Here is a 15,110-nt window from a genome sequence, read left to right as displayed (position 1 = left end):
ACAGAGTATGAGCGACCGCCACTCCAGCATCGCGGGGACACGAATGCTGATCATCGGGGCATCTTCGGGCATCGGACAGGCGTTGGCCCTTGCGGCCCACTCCCGGGGGGCGGCGGTGGCGCTCGCCGCACGGCGAATAGACCGCCTGTCAGAACTGGCCGATCGGCTCGGCGGATCGGCACACGAGCTCGACGTGTCCGATCCGCGCGCCATCGAATCGGTCATCGGCGACGTTGCCGGCAACTTTGGGAAGCTCGACGCCGTGGTATTCACCAGTGCGGTGGTGCCGTTCGCGCTGATCGAAGAGACCGATGTGGAGACCTGGCTGCACGCGTATGCCGTCAACGCCGTAGGTGCCTCCCACGTACTGCGGACGGCCCTCCCCCACCTGGCCGACAACGCCACGGTCCTCATCGCGTCGAGCCATGATGTAGGCCGCCCCCGCGCGGGTGTGGCGGCCTACCATGCGAGCAAGGCCGCGCTGGACGAGATCCTGCGCTCCTGGCGGGCCGAACATCCCGAGCTCGCCGTGATCCGCGTCAGCGTCGGCCCCACTTGCGACACCGAAATCCTGCGTGGGGCCGATCGCGACCTGTTGGCTGATCTATACCGTGCCTGGGCGCGCGGTGGCCAGATTCCGGACGATATGTCCACCGTCGAGGACGTGGCCAACGCGATGCTTTCCCTCATCGCCATGTCGCACGCCAACCCCACCGTGGTCAGCGAGATCGTTCACCTGGCTCCCCGGATCATCAAGGGCCAGCCCACATTCAGTGGCAGCCGGTAAAGGAAGGACTACCCGATGGACCTGGGTTTCGACGGCGCAACGGCGGTCGTCACCGGAGGCAGCAAGGGGATGGGGCTCGCCATCGCCGAGAGTCTCGGCGCCGAGGGCGCTTCAGTGGCGATCATGGCGCGCGGCCAGGCTGGATTGGACTCGGCCGCGAAGAGAATCCGCAGTGCGGGCGCTCCCGAAGTGCTGACGATTAGCGTCGACATGTTCGATGCCGAGTCCATCACATCCGCGTTCGCGTCCATTGGTCATGCCTGGGATAGCCTGAACGTCCTGGTGCACACCGTCGGTCCGAACGCGGGCGCGTTCGAAGATCTCGACGACGACGACTGGCACGCTGCATTCGATCTCGGCACGCTCTCCGCCGTGCGCTCGGTGCGGGCCGCCCTGCCGATGCTGCGAGCGGCCGATTGGGCGCGCATCGTCACATTCTCGGCGCACTCGATCCAGCGCCAGAGCTCGCGCCTTGTCGCCTACACGGCCAGCAAATCGGCGCTGGCGAGCTTCACCAAGAACCTATCTAAAAGCCTTGGCGCCGAGGGAATCCTGGTCAACTGCGTCTGCCCCGGTACCATCGTGACGGCCAGTTTCACCGAGATCTTGCGGGATGTGCTCGACGCCGACGGACTCGACTCATCGGATCCGAAACATGTGATGACCTGGGTCGAGAAGACCTACGGCCATCCCTGCGACGTCGGTCGTGCCGGGATGCCCGAAGAGATCGCGTCCATCACCGCATATCTGGCTTCACGGCGAAACGGCTACGTGACGGGGGCCACCGTCAACGTCGACGGAGGTTCGGACTTCATCTGACCCACATCACCGGTCGAGCCCGCGAGCCAGCGCGAACATCGCGGTGGCCGCGTCGAGCAGCTCCGGTGTCAGCATGTTTCCGGTGTATTCGACCCAGCACCAGCTTCGCGCCGGCCGCATCCCCGACGAGGTGCGTGTCACGGAACCGAAGACGTGCAGCGGGCTCCCGCTGGATTCGAAGGTGAAGGTGTAAGAATCGGCGCCGATGGTCGCGTCGAGCGCGGTCATCCTTCCGGCCTGGTTGAATGTCGGCTCCGCGGCGATGTCCTTATATACCGTGGTGACACCGTCTTTGAGCTGATAGCCCGGACCGAAATCGACACCTTCGCGGCCCTGCCAGAAGCTGCCGCCACCCAGCTGCCCATCGTCGAACTCATGCAGCCAGGACACCCACATGCCTTGCAGATGACGGGCGATGGGGAGTTCGGTGTACACCTTTTGCGGCGGCCCATACGCGAAGTCCTGGTGTGCGTAGCCGGACACCTCGACACCATCGACCGTGCCGGTGGCGTACATCAACTCGTGACGGTAGTAAACATCGTCGTCGATACCGTCCTGCGTGGGCACGTGCGTGAGGACGATGTCGCTGACGGTCCGTCCGTGGATCTCCCATCGATTGCTGGCGTCATACCAGTGAAACTCGTTGGTGTCGCGCTCGATTCGTCCGCTCGGATACGACAGCTTCACAATCTTGCCGTCATCGACGTATTGCAGCGGTTCAAACCAGTCGAGCGTCGAGTACTCGGGGTATAGGTGGGGTGCGTCGATGCCAAGGTCTTTCGGCAGTGATCGGAATCCGCACACCGGGGACACGACGTGAGTCATTCCGGTGAGAAAGTCGTCGCATCCCCGCACCCCCCAGTAGTTCTGACCGGATGCGTCGGCGACGACTGCGCCGAGCCAGATTCCCGACAGTCCCATGCCGAGACTCGGGACCCATTCGCGCCGGTAGTGGGCCAGGGACGGTGACTCGCGAAGGACCTGGAAATCAATAGGTTTGACCACTCAACTCTCCTCGCGGGGTCGCGGCGGATGTAGGGGTAAGCGCCTACGTCGTGGGCACGGCGCCGCGCTCAGTCCAGTGCGCGACGAACGGCGTAATCGTCGACAAGTCGTAGAGCCCCGGCTCAGCCGCGATCACGGCCGGGATGGCGTTGATGGCGTGCATCGCGGTGGCCAGACAGCCCTGTTCGGCGTGATCCTCCCCGTGGGAGCCGATCACCAGTTGAACGGTCACGGTGGGCTTGCCCTCCAAGGTCACCGCATAACCGATCTCCGTCGGCCAATCGGGGGCCAGGTCGTCGGCCATCCGGGTCAGGTGTTCGACGGCGAGTGTGGTCTCGCCGCAGTCGACCACGACGCCGAAGCGCATGGCGCCCACGGTCCCTGCCGGAATCTCCCCGGCGGCCACCGTCAGCGCCCTCGGCGTCGTCACGACCTCGCGGAACCCCTCGACGGACCGGATATGGAGTCCGAGCGCCTGCGCAAGAATCGTCGCGCTGCCGATCCATGCGCTCGCGGCATAGTCGGTGTTGGTCAGCAACGGGGTGGGATCATCCGGCGCATGACCGAAGCCCATCGCATTGAAGATCAGGTCGCGGCTTGCGTAGGTCGAGTAGTTCAGCACCTCCCGCACACTGATCCGGTCGGTGCGCTCGGTCAGCCGGGACAGGATCGGCGCGAGCGACTCGCCGACGAAGCCCGGATACAGGCCCAGCCCCAGGAACGACGAACCGCCGGTGCGGCAAGCTTTTTCGATTCCGTCTGCCAGCGATTCGTGCAGCGAGCGGGGATGAACAAACCGACTGCCGGTGGCCACCACGTTTTTACCCGAGGCCAACAGATCACAGACATCGGCGAAGCAACCCGGCGTGTCGGTCTCCACTTTTCCCATGTAGAGCACCACGTCGGCGTCCGTACCGATGATGGTGTCGCGATCGGCGGACGCCAGCACTCCTGCTTCGGAGACCCCGCACAGCGTGCCCGCGTCGATCCCGGCTTTTACCGCGTCGTAGACCCGCACGCCGACCAGTTCCAGGTCCGGCCGGCTCAAGACGTGCCGCAACGACATCGTTCCGGTCACCCCGGTAGCCCACTGGATCACGCGGGTCATGTCAGGCGATCTCCTTCAATCCCACACCACATCGAGGCGCGGTGGCGAACGAAACATGGTGCCGGTCACGTAGGGCGGCGGGGCGTCGGGGTCGAGCCGCAGAGCCGGGAGTTCGTCGAGTAGCGCGTCGAAGATCTTGGTGCTCTCCAACCGCGCCAGGTGCATTCCCAGGCACACGTGCGCACCGTGGCCGAACCCGATGTGCGGCTTGCGCTCTCGGAAGATGTCGAAGGACTCGGCGTCCTCCCATCGCGTCTCGTCATGGTTGGCGCTGCCGAGGTTGACCATCATCGTCGAACCCTTCGGGATATGGAGCCCGAAGAAGTCGATGTCGGCGGTGACCTCGCGGATGAAGTTGAGCAGCGGCGTTTCCCACCGGATGCCCTCCTCGATCGCCTGCGGCAACAGGCTGCGATCGGCGCGCACCGCATCGAGCTGGTCGGTGTGGGTCAACAGACCCAGTGCGAGGCTGGCCGTCGACCGCGACGTGGTCTCCGCTCCCGCCGGCAGGAGGTTGCGCATGAATCCGTAGATTTGTTCATCGGACATTTTGACGCCGTCGATTTCGGCCTGGGACAGGATGGTCACCATGTCGTCCTTCGGCGACTTGCGCCGGTCGGCAAGGACGCCGACGAAGTACTCCTTCATCTCCGCCGAGGCTTTCATCGCCGTTTCCATGTCGGCACGAAAGCCCAGCAGGTCGATGGCCAGCCGGTGAAACTCACCGATATCGGATTCGGGCAGCCCGAGAAGGGCGGCGATGATCCGGACGGGGATCGGCATGAACACCGCATTGACCAAGTCGGCGCGCTTGTTGTCGCGGAACTTCGCGATCGTGCGGTCCACGAGGGGCCCAACGAGTTCGGTGTCCCAGCGTTTCATCGAGGACCTGGCGAAAGCGAATTCGTGCAACCTGCGGTACGTCGCGTGTTCGGGTTCCTGCATTTCCAGGATCGTTGGGCCTTGCAGGGGCCGCACCATGTCCTCGTAGATCCGGGTGCTGAACGTGATGTTGTCGGTGAAGACGGCTTTGACCGCGTCGAACGAGTACGCCGTGAACGTCTTCGTGCCGTCGGGTCCGCCCTCGGGAACGCCCATCTCCGGCCAGCCCGGATGAACGGCCGCCTTCCGGCGCAACTCGCGCAGTAGCGGGTAGGGGGTCGCGTCGCCGTCGGCGCCCATTCCGGCGTTGAACTTCTCCTGCGCATCGCGGATGCGCTGCTCGATGTCGTCGGCAACCGCAGGCTCCGCCACGTGCCACCTCCCGTACGGCCAGTCAACCTACACCTTGTCGGTTGCAAACCTACATGATGTAGGTTGAACCAACCAGACACTCAGGAAAATCCGAAAGCGCAACCTGGAGCATTCGATTGGTTATTCGCGTCGTGCAATGGGCGACCGGCGCCGTCGGTCGGGCCGCACTGCAGGAGCTCATTGAGAATCCGCGTTATCAGCTGGTCGGCGTGCTGGTGTACGACCCGGCGAAGGCCGGTCTCGACGCGGGTGCGCTCTGCGGGTTACCACCGACGACGGGCGTGATCGCGACCACGGACAAGGACGCGATCATCGCCCTGGGCGCCGATGTCGTTGTGCACGCGGCCAGCAAGGCCCACGCCGTCGAGACGAACGCCGCGGACATCTGCCGCCTGCTCGCGGCGGGCAGCACCGTCATCACCACGACGTCCTACAACCACCTACCCACCTATGGCGAAGAGACCGAGTCGGCGTTCGCGAGGGCATGCCGGCAGGGCGGGTCACGCTTCCACGCGGCGGGCGAAAACCCGGGTTTCATGTTCGAACGACTCGTCGCGACCGTGACGGGGCTGAGCAAGACCATCGACCGCATCGATCTCTACGAAGCCACCGACGTTTCAGCCGTGGACAGTCGGCCAATGCTCGTCGACCTCATGGGGATGGGCAGACCGCCGGAAGATGTCAGCATTGACTCCCCGATCATCAAGAAGCTCGACATGGCCTACCGCCAGGCCCTCAACGCCACGGCTGACGTCCTGGGAATCACCCTGACGCACATCGATGTGGAGGTCGACGCCACCACGCTGCCGCACGACATCGAGGTCCCCGCCGGCACGATCGAGGCGGGAACGGTTGTCGGGCAGCGGTTCTCGTGGATCGGGCACTGGTCGGGCCGCCCGTTGCTGGCCATTCACGAGGAATGGGTGCTCACCCGCGACCTTCCCCAGTGGGGTATGGCACCGCTGGCGCCCGGCGAGAAGGCGCCGCTGATCCGCGCGGTCATCAAAGGTGAGCCAAGCTTTGAACTCCAGCTCGACGTGGGGTTCGATGGCGTGGCGCCTTCGGGCCAGCACGCCATGCCTGGCCATCTGATGATCGCGATGGGCGCGGTTCGCGCCATCCCCTACGTGCTTGCCCAACCACCCGGCATCGTGACGGCACCGGTGTTCGGCGCGATCCAACTAGCTTGACGTGGAAGCGACCGCGCGGGCGATGTGGTCGCTGGGTGCCGCATGAAAAACGTGTGCGCTGCCGTCGGGCAGCACCCGCCGGGCCACGAGATAGTCGGATCCCATCCAGCCCTGTCGGATGAACCGGCCAAACCTCAGGAACGTCCCCGGTGCCCCGCTGGCCGACGGGACGAGCTTCACCTGCTCCATCCCGTTCTTCACACCCTCGCCGGTCAGCGGGCGCGCCGCGGCGAGGCCACGCACGATCACGGTGGCGGCGTCGTGCGACAGGCCCGGCATCGAGTGTCGCGGCCGGCGACCGTATCGCGCCTCGAAGCGGTCGAGGAAGGCCTGTCCGACAGTGTTGCGCTCGTCGTAGCTGTCCAGCCCGATCCAGCCGGACAGGTGCCGCATCCACTCCGCGCTGATGTGTGCCATTTCGAAGGCCGTCGTCGTGTACCGCGGCGGATCCCAGCCCGCGGCCAGCAGCGCATCCGTGAAACCCCACAATCCATGCCCGAACCCGACGTGCACCAGCGCGTCGGGTTCCGACGCGCGCAACGCGGTGACCGCCTTGGACTTGTCGGCCTCGACCTGCGGAATCGCCACGGTCGTAACGACTTTCAAACCCGCCGCATCGTAGGCTCTTTGAGCGAAGGCGAGATACTCCTTGCCGATGAGCGACGACTCGTAGGCAATGGCGATGCGCGACCGACCATCGCCGATCATCACCGCGGCAAGCATCACCGGCTCCTCCGGCATCGAGCCGTTGTTCAACGCGAAGCACCACTCGCCAAGCGCTCCCTCGGACCCCGACAGGGTGACGATCGGAACCCGCGCGGTGGCCTCGACGTGGGGACGCAGCGGCACCACGTTGTCCGATACCCACGGCCCGAAAATCGCCAGGCAACCCTCCGCGACCAGCTCGTCGAAGGCCCGTTCGACCGCGAGGTAGGTACCGTTGGGCAAGCCCACCGCATTGCGTGTGACGAGTTCGATCGGCCGGTCCAGCGACCCGGAGTCATAGGCTTCGTCCATCACCAGCCGCAGCGCGGCGAAGGTGTCGTTGTCGGTGTCGCCGGAGGTCGGATAGTCGTTGAGCAAGCCGACTTTCAGGGGAGCGACCGAACCGTATGCGCGAACCTCGTCTGCCATAGCGGCAACATACAGGATGGAGGTTGAGGCCGGGCTCCTGCCGTTGCGCGATGTCGTGCGGAGCGGCCAGCGCTGACCGGCACTCAACATGCAGCCTGAATGTTGCTACGATCGTCGGCATGGCGCAGCGCGGTGGAGCCGACGACGATCGACGCGCGCGTGGCGAGCAGACCCGTCGCGACTTGATCGAGGCGGGCCGCGAACTGTTCGTGGAACACGGGTTCTTCAATACGAGCATCGGTGACCTCGTGGCGAAGTCGGGCGTCGGCACGCGCGGGGCCTTCTACCACCACTTCAAGGACAAGGCCGAGCTGTTTCGCGCCGTGTTCGAAGACGTCGAGAACGACCTGACGCTGCGGTCCATCGCCGCTCCTCCACCCGGCACGGACCCATGGGAACGGCTCCGGAGCGGTCTGCACGGATTTCTCGAAGCGGCAACCGAGCCCGCCGTTCAGAGGGTGATACTCGTGGACGGACCGGTGGTGCTGGGTTGGCAGACCCTGCGCGAAATTCAGGAGGGCAACAGCATCGCCCTCATCAACGAGGTGGTCCGCGAAGCGATCGCGGCGGGCATCATCGACGACCAACCCGTCGGGGAGCTGACGCACATGCTCGTCGCGGCGCTCGAGGAGGCCTCGCTGCTGGTTGCGCATGCCGCAAATCCCACCAAGGCGCGCCGTAGAGCCGCCAAGGTCCTCGACCGGCTGCTGCTTTCCTTCGCCGTCGAGCCCCGAAAAATATTGCGGCGGTGATCATCCTGACCCATGCCCTGGCCGAATGCCGCCGTCGTGAAAATGTACATTTCCGTAATTGAATATAGTTCCTCTACGACCTGATAGCCTCGCTCTCAACCTGTGCGCAAGGAGACCCATGCAGCCCGAAGACATGATCTTGGTGAGCGTCGACGACCATCTGGTGGAGCCGCCGAACTTGTTCGAGGGCCGGGTCGCGCACAAGTACGCCGGCGAGACGCCTCGGGTGATCCGGCAATCCGATGGCTCGGAGGTCTGGACGTTCAACGGCGCGATCATTCCCAACATCGGCCTCAACGCCGTGGCGGGGCGCCCGCGCGAGGAGTACGGGATCGAACCCACTGCCTTCGACGAGATGCGCCCGGGGTGCTACGACATCCACGAGCGAATCAAGGACATGGACGCGGGCGGTGTGCTCGGGTCGATGTGCTTCCCGTCCTTCCCCGGCTTCGCCGGCCGGCTGTTCGCCACGCACCCCGATAAGGATCTCGCGCTCGCCGTCACCCAGGCGTACAACGACTGGCACATCGACGAGTGGTGTGGGTCCTATCCCGGACGCTTCCTGCCCATGGGATTACCTGTGCTGTGGGATCCGGAGTTGTGCGCCAAGGAGATCCACCGCAATGCCGAGAAGGGTTGCCACTCGGTGACCTTCACCGAGAACCCCGCCACCCTCGGCTTCCCGAGCTACCACGACGAGTACTGGGATCCGATGTGGCGGGCGCTGTCGGACACCGACACGGTGCTCTCGGTCCACTTGGGATCGTCGGGCAAGATCACGATGACCGCCGACAACGCCCCGATCGACGTGATGATCACACTGCAGCCGATGAATGTCTGCTCGGCGGCAGCAGACCTGCTGTGGTCGCGCGTCATCAAGGAATTCCCCGACGTGCGGTTCGCGCTCTCGGAGGGCGGTACCGGGTGGATCCCCTATTTCGTTGACCGGCTCGACCGCACGTACGAAATGCATCATTTGTGGACCGGCCAGGACTTCGGTGACAGACTGCCCAGTGAGGTCTTCCGGGAGCGCTTCCTGACCTGCTTCATCGCCGATCCGATCGGCATCAAGCTGCGCCACGACGTCGGCATCGACAACATCGCCTGGGAGTGCGACTATCCGCACTCCGACTCGTCATGGCCCGCGGCGGCCGAGGAACTCGGCCTCGTCATGGCCGGGCTGCCCGACGACGAGATCAACAAGATCACGTATGAGAATGCTTGTCGGTGGTATTCGTTCGACCCGTTCGAACACCGCACCCGCGACCAATGCACGGTGGGCGCCCTGCGCGCCGATGTCGGTGCCCACGACGTCGAGATCCGCAGCTTCGACCACGGCCGGTTCGAACGTACCACGGGCGCAACACTCGCCTCCGTCAGCGCCAAACTCGATGTCTGACAATGTCTGACAAGGGACAGCTACCGCTGCGGGTCGCGGTCGTCGGCGCCTCCGCGGGCCTCGGCCGGTGCATCGGCACCGGGCTCGCTCGGCGCGGTGCGCATGTCGCGCTGCTGGCGCGCCGATACGACCGGTTGGTCGACGCGGCCAAGGAAGCGGGCAACGGCGCAATAGCCGTCGCCTGCGACGTCACTGTGACGGACAGTTGCCGCAAGGCGATGTCCGAGGTGGCCGGCGCGCTCGGCGGTCTCGACGCCCTGGTGTACACGACCGGCATGGGCGTGCTGGCGCCACTGCGCGAGGTGACCGCCGAACAATGGGCGCAGTTGTTCGCCACCAACGTCACCGGCGCCGCGCTGGTCACCGCGGCCGCCGCGCCACACCTGGCCGCGGCGGCGGGTTCGGCCGTATACCTGTCGTCACTGAGCGCGTCCTACACGACCCCGTGGCCCCTGCTCGGGTCCTACGCGGTCACCAAGGGTGCGTTGGACAAGCTCGTCGAGGCTTGGCGCATCGAACATCCCGAGATCGGTTTCACCCGTCTCGCCGTGGGCGACAGCCTCGGCGGCACCGGTGACGCGCAGACCGAATTCAACAAGAGCTGGGATCCCGACGCTCTCGAAGCGGCCATCAAGTACTGGATGGAGAACAAGTACATGCTGGGCGGTTTGGTTGACGCCGAGCATCTGACCGAAGTCGTCCATTCCGTCATCCGTTGCGGCAATAGCAGTTTCATCCCATCCCTAACGCTCGCCCCGCGTGCCTCCGACGCAGTGAAGGAACTCCGGCAATGGTGAACCACGAATCGCGAATGCTCATCGACGGCAAGCTCGTCGAGTCCGAGACCGGACGGCAGTTCGACAACATCAACCCCGCGACCGAAGAGGTCCTCGGCGCCACAACCGACGCGACCCGCGCCGACATGGGACGCGCCATCGCCGCGGCGCGGCGCACGTTCGACAACACCGAGTGGTCGCGCAGCGGCGAGGCGCGTGCCGCCGGACTGCGGCAACTACAGGCGGCGCTCGAAGCCGAACGGGAGGACCTGCGCACCGAGCTCGTCGCCGAGGTGGGTTGCCCGGTGCTATCCACCTACGGACCGCAGCTCGACGTGCCCCTCAACGAAGCCCTGACCTGGCCCGCCGATATGATCGGCGAATTCGCCTGGAAGCGTTCGCTTCCCGACAAGGATGCGTTCGGCATGGGCAGCCTCACCAGCCGCGAGGTCTGGAAAGAGCCGATCGGCGTCGTCGGCGTCATCACGCCGTGGAACTTCCCTTTCGAGATCATCCTCAACAAGATCGGCCCCATCCTGGCGATGGGCAACACCTGCGTGCTCAAGCCCGCCCCGGACACACCGTGGAACGCCACCAGGATCGGCCGCATCATCGCCGAGCAGACCGACATCCCGCCCGGGGTCATCAACATCGTCCCCTCTTCTGACCACCTTGTCGGCGAAGTGATTTCGACGTCTCCGCTCGTCGACATGGTGGCGTTCACCGGCTCGACGGCCGTCGGCCGGCGCATCATGGCTGACGCTGCCGATACCCTCAAACCCACCTTCCTCGAGCTCGGCGGCAAATCCGTGTACCTCGTGTTGGACGAAGACGGTGACATCGGCGCCGCGGTTGGCGGTAGCGCGTTCATCTGCATGCACGCCGGGCAGGGCTGCGCGATGCCCACCCGCCTGCTGGTGCCGAACTCGCGTTACGACGAAGCCGTCGAGATCGTCAAGGCCGCCATGGAAAAGAACAAATACGGCGATCCCACCGATCCCTCGGTGCTCCAGGGGCCCGTGGTTTCCAAGAAGCAGCACGACCGCGTCCTGGGATACATCGAGAAGGGCAAGCAGGAAGGCGCCCGGCTGGTCACCGGCGGCGGGGTGCCCAAACATCTCCCGAAGGGCTATTTTGTCGAGCCGACCGTGTTCGCCAACGTCGACAACAAGATGACCATCGCCCAGGAGGAGATCTTCGGCCCCGTTCTGTCGGTCATCGGGTTCGACGGCGACGACGACGCCGTGCGCATCGCCAACGAATCGATCTACGGCCTGTCGGGTGTGGTGTTCGCCAACGACCTCGAGCGCGCCAAGTCCGTGGCGAGCCGGATCAGAACCGGTACCCTCGGCATCAACGGCGGCCTCTGGTACGGCGCGGACGCACCATTCGGCGGTTACAAGCAGTCCGGCATCGGTCGGCAATGCGGCATCGAGGGACTCGAGATCTTCACCGAGACGAAGACTGTCGGCTGGCCGGCCTCCTGACCGGAGCCGGCCCAACGAAAGAGAAGCGATGAGGTCCAAAGCAGCGGTGTTGCGTGGTGTCGGTGTGGATTGGGAAGTCACCGAAGTGGAGCTCGATCCGCCGCACGCGGGCGAAGTGCTGGTCAAGATGGCCTATGCGGGCATCTGCCACTCCGACGAGCACTTCTATACCGGCGACAGCGTGCCGACCGCGGATATGGAAGAGATGATGAGGGCCTCCGGGCTTCCGGTGCCCGAATGGTTTCCCATGCTCGGAGGCCACGAGGGCTCCGGTGTCGTCGAAGCGATCGGACCCGGGGTGACATCACTGAAGCCCGGTGACCACGTGGCCATTTCGTTTCTTCCCGCCTGCGGCAACTGCCGATGGTGCGCCAGCGGCTACACCTACCTGTGCGACGTGGGCGCCGACATCTACAGCAAGGCGATGACCACCGACGGCACATGCCGTCGCCACCTCGGCGACGAAGACCTCATGGCGATGATGCAGGTCGGCACCTTCTCCGAATACGTGGTGGCCTCCGAGCGCTCACTCGTCAAAGTCCACGACTGGATCCCCCTAGAGGCTGCCTCCCTGGTGTCCTGCGGTGTGACAACGGGATTCGGGTCGGGATCGGTTGCGGCAGGCACCCAAGCCGGCGATACCGTCGTCGTGGTCGGTGTCGGCGGAATCGGCATGAACGCCGTGCAAGGCGCGAAAGTCGCCGGCGCCAAGCACATCATCGCCGTGGACCCCAACGAGTTCAAACGCGAGATCGCACCGACGTTCGGCGCCACCCATACCGCCGCCGACATCGGTGCCACGCTGGAACTGGTCAAGGAGATGACCTGGGGGGTGATGGCCGACCGGGTTGTTCTCACACCCGGGGTCGTGCCCGCGGACATGATATTGACCGCGATGATGTTGTTGCGCAAGGGCGGAACCTGTGTGCTGACTGGGATGCCGAAGATCACCGACCTGATGGTGCCGATGGTCCTCACTGACATGGTCAGTTCATGCAAGACGTTCAAGGGTGTGCTCTACGGCGAGCTGAACCCGCGCGAGGCCATGCCGAAACTATTGGCGATGTACGAGGCGGGTCTAATCAAGCTCGATGAGTTGGTCACGCAGAAATACAAACTCGACGACATCAACGAGGCCATGAAAGACCTTCGCGCCGGCAAGAACATCCGCGGCGTCATCGCCTTCGACTAGTGACGCGCCGTCAGGTCGCACGGTGCAACAGCATGACACCAGACGGAACTCCCCCACCCGTACTGACGACGGCGGTGCGTGCGTCTTTGACCTGACGGCTGCCGGCCTGGTGGCGCAATTGCAGCACCGCCTCGTAGAGGAAACCGAATCCGTGCAGGCGCCCCTCGGACAACTGGCCACCGTGCGTGTTCAGCGGGAGCTCGCCGTCCAGCGCAATGCGCCTACCACCATCCAGCCATCCCTGGGCCTCGCCGAAGCCACAGAAACCCAGGGCCTCGAGCCACGACACGCAGTTGAACGTAAAGCCGTCGTACAACAGAGCCAGGTCGATGTCCTTGGATTGCAGATCAGTCCTACTCCACAAATGCGCGGCCTGGCCGATCACCTGGGGCTCGTGGGTCAGGGTGCCTTGATCCCAGGAGATGCGTTCGGCGACTTGTGTTCCGACGGCGTTGCAGCGCACTGCCGGTCGTGGCAGGTCATCGGCGACTGACGCATCGGACACAATGACCGCGATCGAACCGTCGCAGGGAACGTCGCAGTCGTACAAGCCGAATGGTGAGGTGATGGCCCGCGCGGCGAAGTAGTCGGCCATCGTCATCGGATCGCGGTAGATGGCCAGCGGGTTGAGCGCCGCATTGCGCCGCGCGTTCACGGCGATCATGCCGAAAAGCTCTCGGTCGGCACCGTATCGGTGCAGATACTGGTTAGCGTTGACGCCAATCCAGTTGGCCGCGGATGCTGCACCAAACGGCAATGACCATTGCTGGGGACCTGTCACTCGTCCGCCGCCCCCGGGTAGCCGGAGCGCGGCGAAGGTCGATTCCCACACCGTCCGGAAGCAGAGGACGTGTCTGCAAAGGCCGGCGGCCACAGCCATCATCGCGGCAATGATCGCGCCGCCCTGACCGGGTAAATCCATGCCGCCGTTGATCCATGTCGGGTGTATGCGCAGCGCCTCCTCGACGGCCCCGACCCCGCCTTCACTCATGCCCATGCCCACGGGTCCCGGGTATGTGGAAAGACCGTCAATGTCAGCAAGTTCCAAGCCCGCGTCAGCGACCGCGGCCAAGCAGGCGTCCACCGTCAGCGACAACGGATCGACCATCAGGCGGCGGCCGGTGGGCGACCGGCCGATCCCAGATATCACGGATCCATGTTCAAATCGCTCCGCCGTCACCGGCCGCCGGGGCGAGGGAGAGACGGGCGGACCGACCAGGTCTCGCTCGTCTGTACCGCCTGTGGGTTCGAACAGTGGGATCCACACGTCGTCAACGTTTTCGAACCGCACGGCGACTCGCTGGCCGATGTGCACGTCTTCGGGAGGGCAGTCGACGATGTTGGTGGTCAGGCGCACCTCGGCGCACTCGTCGAGTGCCACCACTGCGATGACGTAGGGCGGCTCGAATCCGGGAAGCCACGGATGCTCGTTGACCGTATAGCCCACCACCGTCGCCCGGCCCGAAACCGCCTCGGGCTCGGCCGTTGTCGCCCGGCACGAGGGACAAATCGGCACCGGAGGGTGTACGTACGTCTCACACTCACTGCAGCGCTGGATGCGCAGAGTGCCGTCCTGGCCGGACGTCCAAAACCACTGATTCCATGGGGTGAGCTCCGGCAGTAATCTCATGGCACTCGCCCGCCGGGAAAGCCCACCATTTTCAACGGCCGCGAGATGTCCACCGCCGCTGTCATTTCACGCTGCGCCCACGACGCGCATGGCAGATATATCCATTCTCAGAAATGCAAATGTTCATTGCCGATCATCGTCTCACATGACTCAGCGCTACGCCTGCCCCGTCCGATACGGGGCCGCGGATCGAACCAATGGTCACAATCATTCGATGTCCGCGCCAGCCGTACGACCTATTATGCTGAGATCACGCAAAACTGCCATTGACTAATGTCACCATTTAGTATTGACTGCATTGCATGACGGACGGCGTTCCGGCTCGTGGCTCGTTGCGATCCCGCGGCGCGGCAACGGTAAGTACGTACACCCTGCGGCCGATCACCAGCGTGATTCCGCCCGAACGGGCCTGGGGACTGTGGCTGTCGCGCCAGATCATCGCCGGGATCATGGGGACGTTCGGCCCCTCGCTCGCGGGCGCTCGCGTCGACCCGGTCGACACCACGTTGCCCGACGGCCGCCGCGTCAAGGGCGAATGGGTGTACGGGCCGCGAACGCCTACCAGCGAAACCGAGCG

At 64.8% G+C, this 15,110-nt stretch carries 13 protein-coding genes and 1 pseudogene; 9 read left to right on the top strand and 5 right to left on the bottom strand.

All coding sequences use genetic code 11. The annotated features are described in order from the left end of the window. The first annotated feature begins 7 nt into the window (after positions 1–7). Entirely contained in the window at positions 8–787 is a 780-nt protein-coding gene (locus Q0W90_RS01815; RefSeq protein WP_297599588.1) for an SDR family oxidoreductase, read from the top strand. Positions 788–802: 15 nt separating this feature from the next. Further along, the gene (locus Q0W90_RS01810; RefSeq protein WP_297772854.1) at positions 803–1,606 is read left to right on the top strand and encodes an SDR family oxidoreductase; all 804 of its coding nucleotides are present in this window, start codon (positions 803–805) and stop codon (positions 1,604–1,606) included. Positions 1,607–1,612: 6 nt separating this feature from the next. On the opposite strand, the gene Q0W90_RS01805 is transcribed toward Q0W90_RS01810, so the two are convergent. From Q0W90_RS01805 to Q0W90_RS01795, 3 genes are read right to left on the bottom strand one after another with little or no spacing between them, the layout of a single operon-like run. After that, the gene (locus Q0W90_RS01805; protein WP_297772852.1) at positions 1,613–2,611 is read right to left on the bottom strand and encodes a hypothetical protein; all 999 of its coding nucleotides are present in this window, start codon (positions 2,609–2,611) and stop codon (positions 1,613–1,615) included. A 43-nt stretch (positions 2,612–2,654) separates the two neighbouring features. Beyond that, on the bottom strand, positions 2,655–3,719 hold the full coding sequence (locus tag Q0W90_RS01800) for a dihydrodipicolinate reductase (RefSeq protein WP_297772850.1): 1,065 nt from the start codon (positions 3,717–3,719) through the stop codon (positions 2,655–2,657). 15 nt (positions 3,720–3,734) lie between these two features. Continuing rightward, positions 3,735–4,973: a cytochrome P450 gene (locus tag Q0W90_RS01795; RefSeq protein WP_297772848.1), complete on the bottom strand. Its 1,239-nt coding sequence runs from the start codon at positions 4,971–4,973 to the stop codon at positions 3,735–3,737. 131 nt (positions 4,974–5,104) lie between these two features. On the opposite strand from Q0W90_RS01795, the gene Q0W90_RS01790 reads away from it, so the two are divergent. Continuing rightward, complete coding sequence (locus Q0W90_RS01790) at positions 5,105–6,163, top strand: dihydrodipicolinate synthase (RefSeq protein ID WP_363319591.1); 1,059 nt, start codon at positions 5,105–5,107, stop codon at positions 6,161–6,163. On the opposite strand, the gene Q0W90_RS01785 is transcribed toward Q0W90_RS01790, so the two are convergent. Continuing rightward, positions 6,155–7,297 carry an ABC transporter substrate-binding protein gene (locus Q0W90_RS01785; protein WP_297700420.1) on the bottom strand — a complete coding sequence of 381 codons (1,143 nt, stop codon included), beginning with the start codon at positions 7,295–7,297 and terminating at the stop codon, positions 6,155–6,157. The genes Q0W90_RS01790 and Q0W90_RS01785 overlap by 9 nt on opposite strands. Before the next feature lie 119 nt (positions 7,298–7,416). Here Q0W90_RS01785 and Q0W90_RS01780 point away from each other — a divergent pair, with 119 nt between their 5' ends. From Q0W90_RS01780 to Q0W90_RS01760, 5 genes are all read left to right on the top strand, one after another. Further along, positions 7,417–8,049: a TetR/AcrR family transcriptional regulator gene (locus tag Q0W90_RS01780; protein WP_297599121.1), complete on the top strand. Its 633-nt coding sequence runs from the start codon at positions 7,417–7,419 to the stop codon at positions 8,047–8,049. A gap of 118 nt (positions 8,050–8,167) precedes the next feature. Next, positions 8,168–9,448, top strand: a complete 1,281-nt coding sequence (locus Q0W90_RS01775) for an amidohydrolase family protein (protein ID WP_297599119.1) — start codon at positions 8,168–8,170, stop codon at positions 9,446–9,448. Between the two features lie 2 nt (positions 9,449–9,450). Then, the gene (locus Q0W90_RS01770; protein WP_297599117.1) at positions 9,451–10,245 is read left to right on the top strand and encodes an SDR family oxidoreductase; all 795 of its coding nucleotides are present in this window, start codon (positions 9,451–9,453) and stop codon (positions 10,243–10,245) included. Continuing rightward, complete coding sequence (locus Q0W90_RS01765) at positions 10,239–11,711, top strand: aldehyde dehydrogenase family protein (RefSeq protein ID WP_297599115.1); 1,473 nt, start codon at positions 10,239–10,241, stop codon at positions 11,709–11,711. Before Q0W90_RS01770 ends, Q0W90_RS01765 begins: the two co-directional genes overlap by 7 nt. Positions 11,712–11,739: 28 nt before the next feature. Beyond that, on the top strand, positions 11,740–12,903 hold the full coding sequence (locus Q0W90_RS01760) for an NDMA-dependent alcohol dehydrogenase (protein ID WP_297700422.1): 1,164 nt from the start codon (positions 11,740–11,742) through the stop codon (positions 12,901–12,903). 10 nt (positions 12,904–12,913) lie between these two features. Here the strand turns inward: Q0W90_RS01760 and Q0W90_RS01755 are convergent, their stop codons facing one another. Then, positions 12,914–14,533, bottom strand: a complete 1,620-nt coding sequence (locus Q0W90_RS01755) for an OB-fold domain-containing protein (RefSeq protein WP_297599111.1) — start codon at positions 14,531–14,533, stop codon at positions 12,914–12,916. Positions 14,534–14,835: 302 nt separating this feature from the next. On the opposite strand from Q0W90_RS01755, the pseudogene Q0W90_RS24495 reads away from it, so the two are divergent. After that, a pseudogene (locus Q0W90_RS24495) lies at positions 14,836–15,084 on the top strand (acetyl hydrolase); the annotation flags it as partial. Positions 15,085–15,110 lie beyond the last annotated feature (26 nt).

Origin of the sequence: Mycobacterium sp., assembly GCF_025933915.1 — a bacterium.
In the GTDB taxonomy this organism is placed as follows: domain Bacteria; phylum Actinomycetota; class Actinomycetes; order Mycobacteriales; family Mycobacteriaceae; genus Mycobacterium.
This window is presented reverse-complemented; position numbering and strand designations above follow the sequence as displayed.

Bases quoted from the DNA above. Each gene is read 5' to 3' on its own strand.
- Q0W90_RS01815 (WP_297599588.1), top strand. From the start codon at position 8: ATGAGCGACCGCCACTCCAGCATCGCGGGGACACGAATGCTGATCATC.
- Q0W90_RS01810 (WP_297772854.1), top strand. From the start codon at position 803: ATGGACCTGGGTTTCGACGGCGCAACGGCGGTCGTCACCGGAGGCAGC.
- Q0W90_RS01800 (WP_297772850.1), bottom strand. From the start codon at position 3,719: ATGACCCGCGTGATCCAGTGGGCTACCGGGGTGACCGGAACGATGTCG.
- Q0W90_RS01785 (WP_297700420.1), bottom strand. From the start codon at position 7,297: ATGGCAGACGAGGTTCGCGCATACGGTTCGGTCGCTCCCCTGAAAGTC.
- Q0W90_RS01780 (WP_297599121.1), top strand. From the start codon at position 7,417: ATGGCGCAGCGCGGTGGAGCCGACGACGATCGACGCGCGCGTGGCGAG.
- Q0W90_RS01775 (WP_297599119.1), top strand. From the start codon at position 8,168: ATGCAGCCCGAAGACATGATCTTGGTGAGCGTCGACGACCATCTGGTG.
- Q0W90_RS01770 (WP_297599117.1), top strand. From the start codon at position 9,451: ATGTCTGACAAGGGACAGCTACCGCTGCGGGTCGCGGTCGTCGGCGCC.
- Q0W90_RS01765 (WP_297599115.1), top strand. From the start codon at position 10,239: ATGGTGAACCACGAATCGCGAATGCTCATCGACGGCAAGCTCGTCGAG.
- Q0W90_RS01760 (WP_297700422.1), top strand. From the start codon at position 11,740: ATGAGGTCCAAAGCAGCGGTGTTGCGTGGTGTCGGTGTGGATTGGGAA.
- Q0W90_RS01755 (WP_297599111.1), bottom strand. From the start codon at position 14,533: ATGAGATTACTGCCGGAGCTCACCCCATGGAATCAGTGGTTTTGGACG.